We start from the raw sequence: 17,135 nt of genomic DNA on the forward strand, positions 1-17,135 counted from the left end.
TTAAGGGGCTATGACTAATGAATAGGGCTGTTGGTTTTTCCAGAGGGGGATGAGGCTTTGGGCAAGAATTCTGGTTCTTGATAAAATTTGAATAACTAGTGGATGTTTTTAGTTTGAGTGGTGAGCTTTTGCAGTCTGAGGTGCTGATTGACCCTGTTAACTCCCAGTTTTCAAGGCAGTTGTGGGCGAATGATGGTGTTGTTGCCATCTATCTCCACGCTTTGTCTGGAGTTGTGGATGTGAATGGCGGGAAATATGGAGAGAAATCCCTGAATACGATTGCGATTCCTGAGCAGGACCAGAATTACATTCGTTCCGTTGTCAGCCAACTCGACTCAATGATCGGTATCGACTTTGTGTTTGTTGACGACCCTTCTGAGGCTGATATCTCCTACTATTATGATCAAGAGTTTAAGTTTCCCGGTAATTCTCAAAATGTAGCGCTGTCTGCAAAAGGGGATTTTGGCTGGGAAGTTTTTGTTAATTACCAAAGGTTGGTTGATGATCAGGATTTGCGCTCCTACGTCAACTTGCATGAGCTTGGACATCCTTTAGGTCTTGAGCATCCCTTTGATGATCGAGATGGAGATCTTTTTAAGGGTGATTCAAGCGCTTGGACCAGTGCCTATCCAGAACAGACGGTGATGGCTTATCGAGAGCCGATCGGTGACTCATGGCCTGACTTTTTCAGTTTGTCTGATCGCAGTGGTTTGATTGAGCTTTGGGGTAAGGAAGATCAATTTGTGAATCAGTTTGTTCAACTTACCGACTCTGACGAGTCATTGATGGGTCAATTCGATATTAATCTTTTGATGATGGGAGGTGATGACACTCTGGAGGTGATAGGTGGAGCTGGTAATTACGCTAACGCAAATGTTGGAGAGGACGCGATCGTTTTGCGTGGTGGACAAGGCCAATATCTTGGTGGTAAAAATGACGACTTGATTGAAGTTTTTGCTGCTGATGCTGGTACGTCGGTTAATGGAAATTCAGGCGCTGATTACGTTACAGGCTCAGTCGCTGGCGTGATTTACAGGGGCGGCAAGGATGACGATGTGTTAGCTGTCAGCCAAGGAGATGTCTGGGGCGACAGGGGAAGAGATGTTTTCAGAACAACGAAAGGTGAGGGCTTCGCTGTCGTTCAAGACTATGTTTCTGGTGAGGATTTGGTTCAAGTTACAGCGGATGGAAGCTGGAGCAACGTTGGTAATAGCTTGTTGTTTACGGACGTTTCAGGAGATCAGCTCATGCTTCTGGTGGGAGTTGAGAGTGTTGAGCAAATAGCTTTCCTCTAAAAAATCGACGATGAACACTGCTCGATCTTTGTAGCAGTCGGGGCTGAATGTTTGGTCAGTGAAGTTTCGATATGGGGCGATTGATTTTGATTTGAATTGGGCAAGATTGATGTTGCTTGGCTCTAGTCTAGTGGAAAAATTTTATGTGCAACTTGTGCTGAATCAATGCATTGAGCTTCGCTAATTCACGCGTAGCTTTCAGGACGTTTGAGTTTAAGATTTCAATCACGTGGGCTTTCTGAGGGATATGGCGACTTCCCCTTTGGTGCTTGTCATGGGGATGCACCGCAGCGGAACGTCCTTGCTGGGTGGTGTGCTGCAGCACTTGGGTTTGGCTCTTCCTGGTGAGGTGATTGCTGCTGATCAGCACAATCCAGCCGGCTATTTCGAGTGGGATCAGATCGTTGCGATTCAGGAGCGCCTATTGATCGATCTTGAACGATGGTGGCCCTCCGCTCAAGGTTGCTTACCGCTCCCTGCCGATTGGTTGGTGCATCCGGCGACTAAGGCAGCGCGTGCGCAGATTCGAGGCTTACTCGTAGCCGAGCAAGCGGTACGTAGGGGACCATGGGGCCTTAAGGATCCCCGCTGCAGCCGGCTGTTGCCACTTTGGTTTGATCTGGCAAAAGACTTGGGCCTACCGATGCGCTTGATCTTGGCTTGCCGCGATCCAGCCGAGGTGGTGACGTCATTAGTCCATCGTGATGGTCCGATTACCGGGATGGATCACAACCGGGCCCAGCAGCTCTGGTGGCTTCACAACACGGAAGTTTTGCAAGCTGCTTCTCGGGAGCATTTGCAGGTCACAGTGGTCGACTACGGCCGCTGGTTTTCTGCCCCTGATCAGCAGCTTTCATTCCTGCTTGAGGCCTTGCCTGAGTTGAAGCCATCGTTGGATCAGCAACAACAGGCGTTGGCTTCGATTCGCTCCGACTTGCGTCGAAGTGGATCGCCTTCGCATGCTTGGCTCAACCCTGCAATGCTCAGGTTGCATCGTGATTTGCTTGCGCTTCAAAAGAAGGATGGTTTGTCAACCCCTAGGCGTGCGTTTGCTCGTCAGAGGCTTCCGCGGCGGCTGAGTGGAATGCATTCTGGTCTACCAGCTGCTGATCTGCTAAGGGAGCAGCCTGAGAGTTGGCAGCAGTGGCTTCAGACTTGGCGTCATCATCCCGCCCCTAAATTCTGCGATGAGGTCCTGCTTGGGGTGGAGCCAAGGATTAGTTGTTGCGGGATGTCTTGGCTTGAACTCAAGCCTCATCTGCTATTGCAGCACCTGCCGATCCCCGAGCTCGCTCAGCGTGGATTAGCAGCTGAGGCGTCGAGTGATCACCAGCTCCATTTGTCCGCTGCAGTTGAGACCAGCCCCGGTGGCCTTGAGCACTTGGCGATCAATCTGGAATTACCTGAGCCTGACCGGGTTTGGCATTGGCTCAATCTTCTGAGTGCTCAGGAGGCCATTTGGGATCCAGATCCCAGCAGGGTGTTGCTGATGCGGGCCTTAGGCCTGAAGGCCTGGTGGTTGGATCCGCAAACTGCGCTGAATGGCTGGTTGTCGCAACCCAATGCGGCGAGTTCAGCCCAGTGGGCCGCTTGTTTCGGCCTCGCGCCTGTTGCCACCAATAGCCTGTTGGTTTTGGGGCCAGCGGGTCCCGTGTTTGATCAAGCCCTCGCTATGGAGGCCAGCAAGCCTTCAGCGTCTGCTCCGTTGGACAACACGTCAGCGCAGCAGCCCATTCAGTACCAGCCCGGTTTACCGGAGCTAGTGGTGAGCACAGTTGGTCAGGGCTTGGCTCGGGCCGGTTGGTTGCAGGCAGCGGCGCAGTCCGCAGCCCGGTTGATTTGGTCCTCTGATGCCCTGTCGGAGGAGTGTTCCCTGCTCCATGGGGCCCTATACGCCCCGATGGTCTTGCAGCCACCCTTCACTCCTGCTGATCTGCGCATGGTGCATCAGGGGGAGAGGGCGTTGGTGGTGGTGGATGAGCGATCCGCTCAAGACTCCAGCGTTTTGTTTGAAAGCAACATTTCACCTTCGGAGAGCGATCCCCCAGTACGGGCCGCCGTTGTGGTGAGTTTGTACAACTACGCAGGCCGGATTGAGGAGGCACTCAACAGCGTTGCTGCTCAGACGGAAGCAGAATTGGAATTAGTTGTTGTGGATGACGCTTCCAGTGATGGGGGGGCGGAGTTGGTGCGAGCTTGGATGCAGAACCATCAGGAGCGTTTTCGCCGCTGTCTGTTGCTGCGGCATCGATGCAATAGCGGTCTGGCGGCGGCCCGTAATACGGCTTTCAATGCCGCCCATTCGGCTTGGTGCTTTGTGCTTGATGCCGATAATTTGCTGTTCCCCGCTGCTGTCTCCACTTGTATGGATCTGGCGGAGCAGGTCGATGCCGACGTCGCGGTGGTGCACCCGCTCTTAGCGGTGGAGGTGGAGGCTGGCAGACCAGATGAGGAGCGCAGTTTGGTGGGATTCGGCTCTTGGCAGGAGGCGAAGTTGCGCAACGGCAATTACATCGATGCGATGGCCTTGATCCGGCATGCGGCCTGGCAACGGGTGGGGGGATACACCCATATCGAGGGTGGTTGGGAAGATTTCGATTTCTGGTGCAAGCTTGTGGAGGCTCGTTTCCATGGGGTGCAATGTCCGCACATCCTCGCGGCGTATCGCAGTCATGCCAGTTCGATGACAGCGCACTCCACAAGACGGCTGCAGCGGCCTCTGTCCTGCACCCTTCAGGGTCGTCATCCCTGGCTTGCGTTGCCGTTGGCCAGTGATTGATACCGCAGATCAGCTGTTGCGCGAATGGCCGCCTGGCTACGGCGGTGTAGAGCGTGTTGCCCATGAATTGGCTTCCGTTTGGGCTGGAACGGTGTACAGCTTTGACGTACAAGGTCGCTCCAAGGATGAGCGGGATGCCCTTCCTGTGAGATATCGGCGCAGGGTGTTGCCTTGCAGTCTTGCCATGGGACGCATGGTGATTCCTTTGCCCTCTCGAGGGCTTTGGTCCATGCTCTGGTCTAGGCGTCCCTTGCATGGCCACCTGCCGTCTCCAGGCGTTTTGCTGGTTTTATTGCTGGCGCGATTGCTGCATCCCTGCCGTTGGGTGAGTGTGCATTGGCATTGCTTTCTTGAGCCTGCGCCAGGGCTGCAGGGCCGCTTGTTTGTGCTGTATCAGTGGTTGGTACTCAGGCTGTTGCCGCGCTTTTCTGCAGTGGTTACCACCTCTCCATCGCTGGCTCAGGAGTTGGTGCGTTGCGGCTGCCCGCCGACTCAGGTAAAGGTGTTGCCCTGCTGCCTGAGCGAGGAGCAGGAGAGTAAGGCCTTGGCAATTCCTCGCCGACGAAGTCAAGATCTTGAGTCTTTGAAACTCATTTTTATAGGCCGTTTGGACAGCTACAAGCGTCTGGATTGGTTGTTGCAGTCCCTCTGCAGCTTGCAGGTTCCTTGGCAGTTGGCCGTGTTGGGTGATGGTCCAAGGCGGCAGGTCTTTGAGGACTTGAGCTTGAGATTGTTTGGTGATCAGGCGCCTGTGCACTTTTATGGCCGTGTGGATGAAGTTTGCAAAGTGGAGCAACTCGCTGGCGCGGATCTGTTGGTGCTGCCATCAGATCGCTGCAACGAGGCGTTCGGAATTGTGCAGCTTGAAGCGATGGCGGCCGGAATTCCAGCGCTGGCTTTTCAGCGCTATCGCTCAGGGATGGGCTGGGTTGCTCAATTGCCGGCCCTGGTGTGGGACCAAACCCCGGAGGCACTACCAGCTGTGCTGAACCGTCTGGGTGAAGACCGGCTGCTCCTCACCCAGCTCGGTGATCAATCCCGGCAGCGATACCAGCAAATGTTTGCGCGTCGGATTTGGATGCAACGGTTGAGCGAGCTCTTGCCCCGAGGTGCTGAGAGCAAGGGTTCTGGACGGTAATCTGCTGCCGATGTCCCAGTCTGCTTCTCCACCCCCGTCATCCATGGCGCCAGAACAGAGGCCCGTGGTGTTGCACATGGAAAATGTGCGCTTGGAGATTCCTGTGTTCACCAATGAAACCAGAAGTCTGAAGTCGGCCTTAATCCGCTCGGTAACGGGCGGAAAGTTGAGTCGCCGTCGTGGTGGAGCTGTGGTGACAGCGCTACAGGATGTCTCCTGCTCGATTCGAGAAGGAGAGCGTATTGCTCTGATCGGTCATAACGGGGCCGGTAAGTCAACATTTTTGCGGATGATTTCCGGGATCTATCAGCACAGCTCCGGCCTGTTTGAGTCGAAGGTTCGTGTGTTCCCCATGATTCATAAAAGCTTTATCACCAGTCCTGAGCTCAGTGGTTTGCAGGCTGTGAAAGCTCACTACCTTATGGTGAATGGCAATCTGCGGGGGTTTCCTGCTTTTTGTGATGACGTGGTGGAATTTTCCGGTTTGGGAGATTTTGTGCGCTTGCCGGTGAAGACCTATAGCCAAGGCATGGCGGCCCGCTTGTTGTTTGCCTTATTAACAGCCTGCAGTCACGATTGTTTGGCAATGGATGAGGGTTTTGGCGCTGGAGATAGCAGCTTTTATGAGCGCGCACAGCAGCGACTGCATGAGTTTCTGGCGACGACCGGAACCTTGCTGCTGGCCTCCCATTCTGATGAATTGCTAAAGCGCTTTTGCTCACGAGGTTTGGTGTTCCAGGAAGGTTCGATTGCTTTCGATGGCCCCCTTGATCAGGCGCTCAAGTTTTATCACCGCCCATGATGTCGTCCTCTTCACCGCCATTCTCGTCTGGGGCTAGACCAGCCAGTGTGAAACGCACCCTGCGTGAGGCTTGGAGTCTGCGGCGCGTTTGGTGGTTTACCGCGACGGCTCGGACCCAAGCCCGATTCGTGCGTACCTTGCTCGGTAGCTTTTGGTTAGGGCTTTCAAATTTGTTTTCGATTGCCGTGTTGGCATCGGTCTATCGATATGTTTTTAAGGTGGAAGATTTCAGTCAGTATGTGGTGCTTTTGGGGCTAGGACTTGTGATCTGGAACAGCATCAGTGCGGCTGTGATTGATGCTCCTAATTTGTTTGAACATAATCAGTCTCATGTGCATAACACCAATATGAACCCCATTTTCTATCCGTTAGAGGAATGGGCTTTTCAGATGCAAACCTTCGTGCAGTCATTTCTGATGGTAGTGATTGCCTTGAGTTATTTCCAGCACACTCTTTTTCTGCATTTGATCTTGAGTGGCTGGCTGCCAATTTGTAACTTGTTTTTGTTTTTGTTTTGGTTTCCGCTGCTGACTTGCTTGGTGGGTGCTCGTTTTCGTGATCTCTATCAATTGGTGCCAATCGCTATGCAGTTGGTGTTTTTGCTGTCTCCGATTCTCTATCGCAAAGAAAATCTTGGTCCTAGTGTTTGGATTGCTAATTTCAACCCGTTTTATCGGGTCTTGAGTCCAATCCGTCATACATTGATGACGGGTGAATTGCAGTGGGGAGTCGGACTTGCCTTGCTCTTCATTAATACGATCGGTGTTTGGTATGCCGTACGGCGCTTAAATCATGAGCGTCCCAATCTTCCCTTCTTGATCTAGTGAGGTGGTTCGAGTGACCACGCTGATCAACCTGCTCCCTTGGCAGCCAGGCCACTCAGGTTTTGGCAGTTATGTGAAACGTGTTGTGCCAGGCCTGCCAGGCTTGTGTTTGCAACTGGATGTTGAGGGCAGAGGAGCCTTAGTGCCGCCAGAGCTCTGGAGCCCTGACATGGTTGCGTGGGCACCATCGAGGCGCATGCGTGTGTTGCAGCGTTACAGCCTGGGTCAGCATGGTGTGGACCTTTCCGGACTGCTACGGCGTCATCAGCTGACGCCTGAGGATTTGTCAGGCGTGTATTCCCCCTTCTTTGATGCATTGCTGTGTTGGCCGAAGGTGCCGCAATTAATTACCTGCCATGATCTCACTCCTTTAAGGCAATCCAATAGCCGCAAAGCTTGGCTGCGCTATCGCTATTGGATGCCTCATCATGTGCGTTGTGCGTCGCGATTGATTGCGATTAGCGGCACTGTTGCTGATCAATTGGTGGAGTTCGGTGCGCCTGCCAGTGATGTGGTGGTGGTGCCTAATGGGATTGAAGTGATTCGGCAGCCGGTTGCAGCGCCAATGAGTGAGGATCTTTTGGTGCTGGCCCGACATGATGCCAACAAAAATCTTCCGGCTTTGTTGAGGGCAATCAAGGGAGTTCAAAAGCACTTGCCGGAGTGGAAAGGAATCTTGAGGATTGTGGGGCGTTTTAGTCGCCAGACGCATCAACTTGAACAGCTTGTGCGTCAACTTGCAAGACCCCATCAAGTGCAGTTCATTCCGTCATTAACGAATACTGAGTTGGTGGGGCAGCTTCGTAGGAGTTTGGCTTTGGTGTCAGCTAGTACAGAAGAAGGATTTGATTACCCAGTTTTAGAAGCTAAGGCAGAGGGAATCCCAACGTTGTTAAGTGACATCCCTGTTCATGATGAATTTCATCGCGAGAGTTCGCTCTTTTTCCCTATTAATGATGACGGGAGAGTGTTGTCCGCGCATCTGAGGAACTTGTGCAGTGGTGATGAAACATGGAGGCAACTATCAGCCCTTGGTTTTGAACTTGCCCAGTCGATGAATCTCAAAAAGCAGCAAGAAGCTATTCAGTTTGAACTGAGTGTAATTTCAGGATCGTGAAGGTGAGTGGTTTAGTGTGCTGACGACAATGTCTGATACACGTCATGGCTGAGAGCATTATCGATCTGATTTTGAAAATGACGGTAGCGAGAGATGCGTGTATGCCTTAATTCGTTTAGTTTAAACGGAAGAGACTGCTCCGTCTCTTTCGATATGTTTTGCTGATGCTTGTCAGTACATAGACGCATTGCACTGGCCCAATCACTGGTATGGATTGTGGAACAGAGCAGTACATAATTCTCGAAATCATGCATGCCGTGGATTTCTTGGTGTGATCCCAAAGGACTAGCAATAGTATTCATTCCAAGACAAGCGGCATCTAACACTGGAATGCCAAAGCCTTCAATTAAGGAGGGGCTGATCAATGCAAGTGCATTGAGATAAAGCTGACGTTTCATGGCCTCACTGACATAGCCAGTGAAAACAATAGACTTATTGCTCATTGAGAGGGCCTTAACTTCAGAGCTATAAGCATCATTCTTTGGTTTCCCTGTAATGCAGAAGTGATATCCCAATTGGTCCAAGCCTGATTCGGAAAAGGCTTTTATTGCAAATAATAAATTCTTATGCGGGACAACCGCAGAATTAAAAAGGAGGTAGGAAAAGGGTTGAAGTGTTTGACTGCTTTTGTTGTTGAGCGAGGGAACGTTTAACGTTCTTATGCGTCCTTCCCAATCTAGAGCGTCACCTGGAAAGTGAAGAGATGGAGACTGAGTGATAACTTTGGAGTTTCTATTTGATTCACGTTTTTGAGGATTGAGCAGGATTTTATCGAAACTGTCTTTTGCATCTTGAGAAACAAACCACCGCTTTGCTTCGCTTGTGGCGAGAAGTCGTCGGGTGAAACAAGGGAGATGATCAAGTGTGCGTTCGTATTGCAGTGGTATCAGATCATGAATTGTTTGTATGAAGACATCACAATGGCGGGGTCTGATATTCAAAGGACTTGTATTGATCAATCCATGAAAACCGTTTAGATCAATAGACACAATTCTTGCTGAATTGCGTTTAGCTAAAGCCATGCTTGCAACGAAGCAGCCACCCGCGCAAATCACTCCGTCAACATCCTCTAAGTAAGCAAGACGTTCGCTTCGTTTGTATGGGCTATTGTTCAACTGTGCCTTGGTGATGAAACGCAAATCTTGCGTCTTATATGATTGTTTGGGGAAGACTCGGCTTTTGATATTTCTGATATTGATGACTGCTTTAAATGGCTTTAATAGTGGACTCTTTGCAAAAAATCTTTTCAACCCACTGGATCTCACTTTGACTTCTCCGTCATTTAATAGTTCCATCACTCTTGAACAGAAGATGATTTCGCTGACTGCTGCGGGCAGATTCTCTTTCTTGATCTCTTCGACGGATGGTGAATGCTCTGTGAGCAGCCACACTTCAGTACCTAATTTCTTGAGAGTGCGTAATAGTCCTTTGCTGAAGACAGCAATACCGCGATGTTCAGCCTGCTCTAGTTCAAACCCTGACACGACGATGCGCATCCCTTTAAGTGGAATGGTTTTCATGAGTTGCGGCTCCTGGAAATTTCAAGATTTTGCTTAAGCTTTAAACGTTCTTCTCGGAGATCTAGCAAAATCGTTTTCTGCTCCACAAAAAGTGAGATTATCGCAGAGCCTAAAAGCTCGGGCGTATGAGCATTCTCTTCATCATTCTTGAAATAGGATTTGAGTTGATCGTAAAGGTGTTGCAGTTGAGATAGTTGATCGTTGCCTCTAAGGATGTGACGTAGTAGCCTGGATTCAAGCTCTTGCTGACTGATTATGGTTTTAAGTTGTTTCTTATTGGCTTGAGCGACAAATTCTTTGATCCGAAGACGAAGGCGAAGTTGATCTTCACTGTTGCTGGCCTGTTTTGGATCCAGACTGCGCGTTGACTCTGATTCATGAACTGCTGTGGCTTCAGTACATAGCCACACTTCCTTCTTTTGATGTTGCTGAAGATCAAAGCAGAGCTCGATATCTTCACCACATACTTTGTAGTTAATATTGAAAGTTTTGTATTGAAAATCTTGTTTGCTGATCCAATGCAAGGCTCCAGTGACAGCGGGTACAGCTCTTGAAGTTAAGCATTCGCTTTGTTCGGTGCCGATCAGTTGATCGAGCAAATGATAGGCATTGTAACGGGAGTCAAAATTGAGACCGCAATGTGTAATTAAACCGTGCTGGTCGCGAAGGACTGCTCCAACGAGTCCGATGTCCGGTTTGCTTTCTAGGAGATTCATGCCCGCGTCCAGACAACCTGGATCAAGAATTAGATCATCATTCGCTAAAATGAGGATATCTCCTGCTGCCTTTGCTGCTAGCTCATTCATGTTTCCAGCAAAGTGGTAAGGAACCCGTTGCGCAATGTGCAAGTCGTAGCGACTGTTATTTTGAATTAAGGCTTCGTCTGTTGTTGATCCGTTCCAAGAGCAAAGAATTTCAAGCTCCATTGCAGGCAGTGAACTCGCTTGATTAAGGCCGTCACAGAAACGCGTGAGAAGCTTCGGTGTCCGCGATATCACCAGGATTGAGGCCTTCATATGTGCTTCATTTCGGCCTACAGCATAGGATAGGTTTCAGTCACTGGTCAAAGGAACCCTTCGCTACCTGATGAATGAGGCGGATGTGATCACGTACACAACTTTTTCGCTCAAATCGGTTCATGATTGTTTCTCGTGCTTTTGAACCAAGATCCATGGCTTGATCACGATCTTGCAGCATCGAGGCAACCGATCGTGCTAAGGCTAGAGGGTCAAAGAAATCAACTAACAAACCATTCTTGCGATGCTCAATCACCTCTTGAACGGGAGCAGTGTTTGAACCGATTAGCGTACATCCACAACTCATCGCTTCTAACATACTCCAACCCAGAACGAAAGGGTATGTTAAATAAACATGAGCCCACGATCGTTGAAGTAGATCAAGATAGCGATGGAAGGGGAGAGCGCCAGTAAAATGGACTTTGGATGGATCGTAATTCCCCTCTATTTCTTTAAGGAAGTAATCTTTCCATTCTCCCTCAGGACACTTCTTTCCATAACTTGTGCCTTCTGTATGCCCTATCAATACTATATGGGCAGTGGGAGCCTTTGACTGAATTTCTGGAATAGCTCGAATCATAGTATGACATCCTCTGTAGGGTTCTAATCTGCGATTAACAAAGGTCACTAGTGGAGTCTTGCCTGTTATTAATGCATCGCTGAGTTGTAGGGGCTCGTGATGTTCTTTTGGTTTGATGATCTCCGTATCGATTCCTTCGTGAATGACGCTCATTCGTTGTTGCCAATGGATTGGAAAACTGCTCCGCTGAAATTTGGTAGGGGTTAGATTCCATTCACTTCTTTCTAGGCTAAGAAAACTATTTGCTGATTTAAAATGAAGACGGGCGCTGCTTAGCCAGCTGGCCTTTGGTTGCAATTCCAGATCAAAATGTGAATCGAATCCTTGCGGTTGATAAAAGAATTCTTGATAGGTGAGCTGTGGCGTCTGTGGCCAGATATCTTTGAGAAATAAAGTTTCACCCCATCCAGCATGTCCACAGATAAGATCAGGATAAAATCCTTGTTTTTTGAGCTGATATGCAGTGATGGCGCAAGCTTCGGCTTTGATGGCTTTAGTTTCTAGATCAATCACTAAGGGGTGAATTCCTCTTGTGCTTTCTTGTTTGATTGGGTATCGTATGTAGTGTAAGTTAGGTGGTACATCTTCAGATAGTGGAAAATATCCAAGAGCCACTAATTCGTGGCCTTCTTGGCTCAATTCCTGAAGAATGTGTTTGTATTGAGAGGGAAAGTTTTGATGGACGAAAAGGATCTTCATGATCTGATTATGATTTTATCTCAATGAATTTGCGCCAATTGACGTGCAACAGTCAACTAGTATAAGCTTTCCTCCCAACTGCTCCAGAGAGGATTCACCTTTTTAATTCGAATCTTTTCTTCTGTTGTAAGAGTAGGCTCTTCTTTGTTCAATTCGATTGGTTTAGCGTTTTCTCTTGGTGGTACTGAAAAGGGTTGAGTCCCTGATGGAAGTATCGGTATGAGGTACTTATTGAGATCTTCTTGCAAAAATTCTAGGCGAATTGCTTGCATTGTTGGATTGAGTTCAAAATATTGAAGCCACCAATCAGCGGCTACCCAGGTTCCACCTAGACGGAACGAATAAAATAATCCGCAACGCACGGGTTCGAAGTCCAGATTCGGAACTCCCATGTGACGACGCTTATGTTGCCAGTCACTGATCAGCCATGCTTCAAGCCGACGAGCCGTAATGAATCGTTGTCTTTGGCCTGCACGCCATTCTGAGCGTGTTTCACGAACAGGAATGGAATCATGCTTGCTGTCGAGATGATCTGGATCGACCACTACCTCAGGAATATGATGTTCACGAATCAATCGATTCATGCTCGTACCTCCTGTTTTGGGGAGATGTAGCCAAATAAAGTTAGGACCTTCAATCATCTTTGGCTTCAGGAGAAGTGATATGGAATAGTAAAATCAATCTTACACCGACCATCCACAAGCATTTTTCTTGGAGTGATCTCGCATTGAATCATTTATTGCGTCAATCGCCAAATGTCTATCGTCCGTCTGTGGATGGACTCAGGGCTGTTGCTGTGATTGCGGTGATCATTAATCATCTTAATCCTGATTGGATTCCATATGGTTACCTTGGTGTTGATGTCTTTTTTGTAATCTCTGGCTTTGTTGTAACCCTCTCCTTGCTTCATAAGCCTCAAACAAATTTCAAGGAATTTATTCTTGGCTTCTATAGTCGGCGAGTGCGTCGATTGTATCCTGCCCTCATTGTTGTTGTTTTCATCAGTAGTCTGCTCGCTTTATTTGTGATGCATCCTGGCTCACAGGAGCGCCTTACTTCAATGAAGACTGGAATGTTTTCATTGGCTGGCTTGTCTAACCTTTTTCTCTTGACACAGCGTACTGATTACTTCGGAATTAGTGCGCAAATGAATTTATTCCTGCACACTTGGTCGCTAGGTGTTGAAGAACAATTTTATATTATTTTTCCTCTCCTATGGTTTTTGCTTAGGCGTTCACGGATTGCCCTTATCTTAATTGTTTCACTGCTTGGTGTGGCAAGTTGCTGGTTTCAACATGCACTTCTTGAGCAACATTGGGGTTTTGGTTTTGCCTTCTATTTGATGCCGACTCGCTTTTGGGAACTAGCAGCTGGAGTGATTCTGGCTTGCCTGGCGCCACAGGTGTGGGCCTTGATGCATTCAGGCCTGAAAAATGTGATGGCAAATTATATTTCCGTTTTGAGTCTTCTCTATCTTTTTTATATTTTCAACAATGGGAGTGGCGTCGGAAAGCTTGGCGGTGTTCCCTTGGCCGTAGTGATGACGGTGTTGTTACTGTTCACGCTTGAAGGCGCTGGATGGTTGTGCCGAATGTTGTCGTTGGCCCCTTTAGTTGCTGTTGGTGTTCGATCTTATGGGTTGTATTTGTGGCACTGGCCACTAATTGTTTTAATGCGCTGGATCTTCGATATTAATATTTATACAAGCCTTGTTCTTGTAGGACTCACAATATCTCTTTCCTGGCTGATGTATGCCATGATCGAGAATCCCTTGCGTCGTCATCGATGGCGTCCGCATCCTGCTGGCGAGCTTGCATTGGGTAGTTTATGTATGGGTATGACCACCTTATTTTTAGGAACGTTTGCGTTGACTGGTCGTAAAGCCATCAGTAGTTATTCACCCCCTGCTGCATTCCCTCATTTGGCTTATGCACCTGAAATTGCGGGAACTTTGATTAATCGTAAGCGATGCTTTAAACGATTTAGTTTTACCTCTAATGTTGACTTGTCTGTTGATGATTTAAGAAATTGCAGTATCACTCCAAAAAAATCTGAGGCTCCTACCCTATTTCTTGTTGGAGATAGTTTTGCGGCGCATTTATCTCCAATTGTGAGTCGTTTACGGGAGGAGCAAGGAATTGGTGTTGAGGTACTGTTACGCGCCCAATGTCCCTTCCCTTCGAGGAGAAGTGACCCTGATGATGATTGCACCCGATTTGAAAATGTTCGTTTTAAGCGATTGGTCTCAGCGTCTCAACCGGGTGATGTTGTGCTCTTGGCGTCTTCATCACGGGAGCTGGGTGGTGAATACTCGGATCATTTCCTCCATCGTCTTACGCAAATCACAGATGAACTTATGTCTAAGGGCGTAAGGGTCATTTTCCAGAGTCCAATTCCGCTGTTTACGCGTCGTTTTAATCCGGTTTGTCGCTACCCACTACGCTGGTTTCAGTGGGATGCTGAGAAGCGTTGCTCCTTGCCGAATCGTCAAATGCGTCAGGTTGCAGAGAATCGAATTAATCCGCTTTTAGTTCAGCTCGCGCCTTTGCAAGACCGAGGCTTGGAACTTTGGGATGTCTTTTCTCTTCTCTGTACTCCCACTGTGGATGAGTGCCAAACCCATCGCAATGGCATTCGTTTGTACCGAGACCATGCACATTTATCGGCGAAGGGGGCCGAATTTCTTTATCCCAGCTTTTTACGTTTATGGACTGATGATGCAAAACGGAGATAACCATGGCCACCGCTCGTGAACGCACAGTTTTTTTGCATATCGGTTTGGGTAAAACAGGGACGAGTTATCTGCAACGCTATTTTCAGTTCAATCGTCTGATGCTCAGGCAATGTGGTCTTGTGTATCCGGATGCTCAAGATAGTATTTCGGGTAATGGCCATCTCTTAACTCAATTTTTTTTGCAATCCAAGACGAACCCTGAAGTGATTACAAATCTAGACTTGTCTTCTGATTGTTATTTTTTTAGTAAGGAGCATTTTGCTCGTGAGTTGTCGGAACCAGTGCACTGTGGGCAATTTATTGATTTCCTGCATTGTCTTGGGTTTTCTCGTATTCATGTGATGCTCTTTGTTCGTAATCCTACAGACCATTGTTATTCTCTTTGGGCTCAAAAAGTAAAAGCAACTGACGAAGCAAGAAGTCTTCGCTGTTTTTCGTCTGGCTACGACTCACTGAGAATTGCTACCAAGTGTTTGCAAAACTTGGTATCTCTACGATGTGACGTTAAAGTTTTGAACTATAGCCTAGTTTCTAGTAATATATTGGCTCATATGCATGAGTGGCTTGTTTTAGGTTGTCCTAATGATACCTCTAAGAATTTATCTCTGTTTTTCCGTTCAGTTGGGTCTAGAAATGTTGCTCATGAATCTACTAATGTGACTCCCAACGCTGCTTTGTTAGCAATAAAAAGACTTCTTAATAGGTATGGCCTCGCTAGGCAAGGCAAGTCTCTGCTGAAGACCATGTCTTGGTGCAAGGGCGGGAAGCTTAACGAGCCTCATAAGCAGCTTTACTCGTCTAATGCTTTGAGTGCATTTCAAGAGGATATCTATTCATTCTCTCGATCGATTCGCCAATGCGATTTGGATCATGAGCATATACGAGTAGAGCTTTAATCCACTCTTCTGATGTTGCCCAGTTGTCACCCTTCGTTGAATGTGAATATCTGGTATCGATTCTCATCTGTTGGCTAACTGAGTTCGACTTATTGTTGGCAATGAATTAATTGATTCATTGCGTAAGCATCATTCATTCATGCGACACATAACACTTTTGCCTTGGCTGTGGTTCAGTAAGCATAAAAAAGCCCTGCATTTGCAGGGCTTAGTTGTGTCAAGCTATACTTAATCAGATGAACTGATCGACATTCAAGTCTCGGTCAGAGATGAAGATATTCTCTGATGTGTTAAGAGCGTCCTCAAGGGTTTTGCCTTCGCCGCCTACAATATAGAGTGACGAATTGCCAAAATCCTCGACAGTGACTTCAAACAGTCCAGTGTTGGGATTTGCATTTCCGTAAATTTCGTAGATGGTATTAGCATTTAGAACATCTGTATATTTTGCTCCACTGTTCGGCTGCAAGAATGCTGGAGACAGGACTTCGCGACCAGTAGGAGTAAAATCAATATCGATCTTATCTGTTGCATCTAATCCCTGGATTACATCAACTCCGTTTCCGAACGTGATTGTTGTAGAAGTCCGGAGTTTATTAAAGCCATCCTTGTCTAGTTTGGTAGCAGCAACACTGTCACCGGAATTGAAGACATAGGTGTCTTTAGCAGCAAGCCCACCGGCGTTCTCCAAGATCAAGGTGTCAGCACCAACTCCCATGTCGAAGGTGTTGGTTCCACCAAGCTTATCGGTTTGGAAGGTGCCCCGAGCGGTATCGTTGCCTTCACCACCGTTGAAGGTACCAGTTACACCACCCGCAAAAGCGCCACCTTGAGTACTGGTGAAGATTTGGTCGTTACCCTTGTCACCGCTGACAAGAAGGTCATCGGACTCGATAAAATCACCGAGCAAATAGAAGGTGTCATCCTCAGAGCCGCCCCAGATGCTGGAGTTGTTGATGGAAACTGCTCCGACATTTTCAGGTGAATCTACACCAACTCCTTTCCAACCACCAACCCAGATCGTGTCAGCGCCAGCGGAACCATTGACTGATGAATTGTTGAATGTGCCATCGGAGATGTAAATCTCGTCGTTCTCAGAACCGCCGTAAGCGCGGATTCCATTTGTGTTGCCCCAGATGTCAACCTGGTCGTTAGCTTTGTTGCCATTGACAACAGTACCGGATTGAGCGCTTTCAACGCTTACGTAATCGGAATCGGCTCCACCACGGATGATGGAGTTGGTTACGGCTCCGCCGAAAGCGATTGGTGAAGTGCGATCACCAACCTGGATTACGTCCTTGCCGCCACCACCTTGAACAAGGCTATCTACAACATTTGCAGCGGAAATTTCAATAATGTCATCATCGCCATTGCCATATACGGCGTATTCGCTGATGATACCATTGTTAAGAAATGGACCAACGATGTCGATAACGTCGTTACCGTCAAGGCCCTCGATGAGAACGGTTGAAGGCTGATCTACAAGGAATAGTGAATCATTCGCCTCTGTTCCTGTGTATTTAGCAGGAAACTCATTTGGATTTGAGGGGGTGCGCGTAAAAGCCAAGGCCCTTAAAGTTTGGATTACCTGGCTATTTTATTGCGTGAATCGATCATGTCAACTCGACAGTGCGAATATCCTGACAGTTTGAGTGGTGTCACTAACTCATGTCAATGTATACGGTCATTGGAGTACCTGTGTATTGATTGATAGAAAATTTATATTTCTCGCAAGGAG

General features: G+C 48.2%; 13 protein-coding genes. 8 read left to right on the forward strand and 5 right to left on the reverse strand.

Annotated elements, in window-relative coordinates:
- Window positions 1-98 precede the first annotated feature (98 nt).
- From SynROS8604_RS00445 to SynROS8604_RS00470, 6 genes are all read left to right on the forward strand, one after another.
- Window positions 99-1,295 carry a hypothetical protein gene (locus SynROS8604_RS00445; RefSeq protein ID WP_186544718.1) on the forward strand — a complete coding sequence of 399 codons (1,197 nt, stop codon included), beginning with the start codon at window positions 99-101 and terminating at the stop codon, window positions 1,293-1,295.
- 247 nt (window positions 1,296-1,542) lie between these two features.
- Window positions 1,543-4,074, forward strand: coding sequence for a glycosyltransferase (locus SynROS8604_RS00450; RefSeq protein ID WP_186544719.1), 2,532 nt, complete (start codon window positions 1,543-1,545; stop codon window positions 4,072-4,074).
- Window positions 4,049-5,212: a glycosyltransferase family 4 protein gene (locus SynROS8604_RS00455; protein WP_255445111.1), complete on the forward strand. Its 1,164-nt coding sequence runs from the start codon at window positions 4,049-4,051 to the stop codon at window positions 5,210-5,212. Before SynROS8604_RS00450 ends, SynROS8604_RS00455 begins: the two co-directional genes overlap by 26 nt.
- A gap of 10 nt (window positions 5,213-5,222) precedes the next feature.
- A complete protein-coding gene (locus SynROS8604_RS00460) occupies window positions 5,223-6,014 on the forward strand; it encodes an ABC transporter ATP-binding protein (protein ID WP_186544720.1) in 792 nt (263 codons plus the stop codon).
- Window positions 6,011-6,838: an ABC transporter permease gene (locus SynROS8604_RS00465; RefSeq protein ID WP_186544721.1), complete on the forward strand. Its 828-nt coding sequence runs from the start codon at window positions 6,011-6,013 to the stop codon at window positions 6,836-6,838. The genes SynROS8604_RS00460 and SynROS8604_RS00465 overlap by 4 nt, the downstream gene beginning before the upstream one ends.
- A 13-nt stretch (window positions 6,839-6,851) precedes the next feature.
- Entirely contained in the window at window positions 6,852-7,955 is a 1,104-nt protein-coding gene (locus tag SynROS8604_RS00470; RefSeq protein WP_255445112.1) for a glycosyltransferase, read from the forward strand.
- Window positions 7,956-7,966: 11 nt separating this feature from the next.
- Here SynROS8604_RS00470 and SynROS8604_RS00475 read toward each other — a convergent pair whose 3' ends face one another.
- Genes SynROS8604_RS00475 through SynROS8604_RS00490 form a run of 4 tightly spaced genes read right to left on the reverse strand, consistent with a single transcriptional unit; the run spans window position 7,967 to window position 12,411 of the window.
- Window positions 7,967-9,475 (reverse strand): glycosyltransferase, encoded by a 1,509-nt coding sequence (locus SynROS8604_RS00475; RefSeq protein ID WP_186544722.1) that lies wholly within the window; start codon window positions 9,473-9,475, stop codon window positions 7,967-7,969.
- Window positions 9,472-10,491, reverse strand: a complete 1,020-nt coding sequence (locus SynROS8604_RS00480; RefSeq protein WP_186544723.1) for a glycosyltransferase family 2 protein — start codon at window positions 10,489-10,491, stop codon at window positions 9,472-9,474. Before SynROS8604_RS00480 ends, SynROS8604_RS00475 begins: the two co-directional genes overlap by 4 nt.
- Window positions 10,492-10,531: 40 nt before the next feature.
- On the reverse strand, window positions 10,532-11,770 hold the full coding sequence (locus SynROS8604_RS00485) for a glycosyltransferase (RefSeq protein WP_186544724.1): 1,239 nt from the start codon (window positions 11,768-11,770) through the stop codon (window positions 10,532-10,534).
- Between the two features lie 56 nt (window positions 11,771-11,826).
- Entirely contained in the window at window positions 11,827-12,411 is a 585-nt protein-coding gene (locus SynROS8604_RS00490) for a hypothetical protein (RefSeq protein WP_186544725.1), read from the reverse strand.
- Between the two features lie 2 nt (window positions 12,412-12,413).
- Between SynROS8604_RS00490 and SynROS8604_RS00495 the strand changes: the two genes are divergently transcribed.
- On the forward strand, window positions 12,414-14,504 hold the full coding sequence (locus SynROS8604_RS00495) for an acyltransferase family protein (RefSeq protein ID WP_186544726.1): 2,091 nt from the start codon (window positions 12,414-12,416) through the stop codon (window positions 14,502-14,504).
- Between the two features lie 2 nt (window positions 14,505-14,506).
- Window positions 14,507-15,400, forward strand: coding sequence for a hypothetical protein (locus tag SynROS8604_RS00500; RefSeq protein WP_186544727.1), 894 nt, complete (start codon window positions 14,507-14,509; stop codon window positions 15,398-15,400).
- 232 nt (window positions 15,401-15,632) lie between these two features.
- Here the strand turns inward: SynROS8604_RS00500 and SynROS8604_RS00505 are convergent, their stop codons facing one another.
- A complete protein-coding gene (locus SynROS8604_RS00505) occupies window positions 15,633-16,964 on the reverse strand; it encodes a hypothetical protein (RefSeq protein ID WP_186544728.1) in 1,332 nt (443 codons plus the stop codon).
- Between the last annotated feature and the right edge of the window lie 171 nt (window positions 16,965-17,135).

Source organism: Synechococcus sp. ROS8604 (assembly GCF_014279655.1).
Lineage (GTDB): Bacteria > Cyanobacteriota > Cyanobacteriia > PCC-6307 > Cyanobiaceae > Synechococcus_C.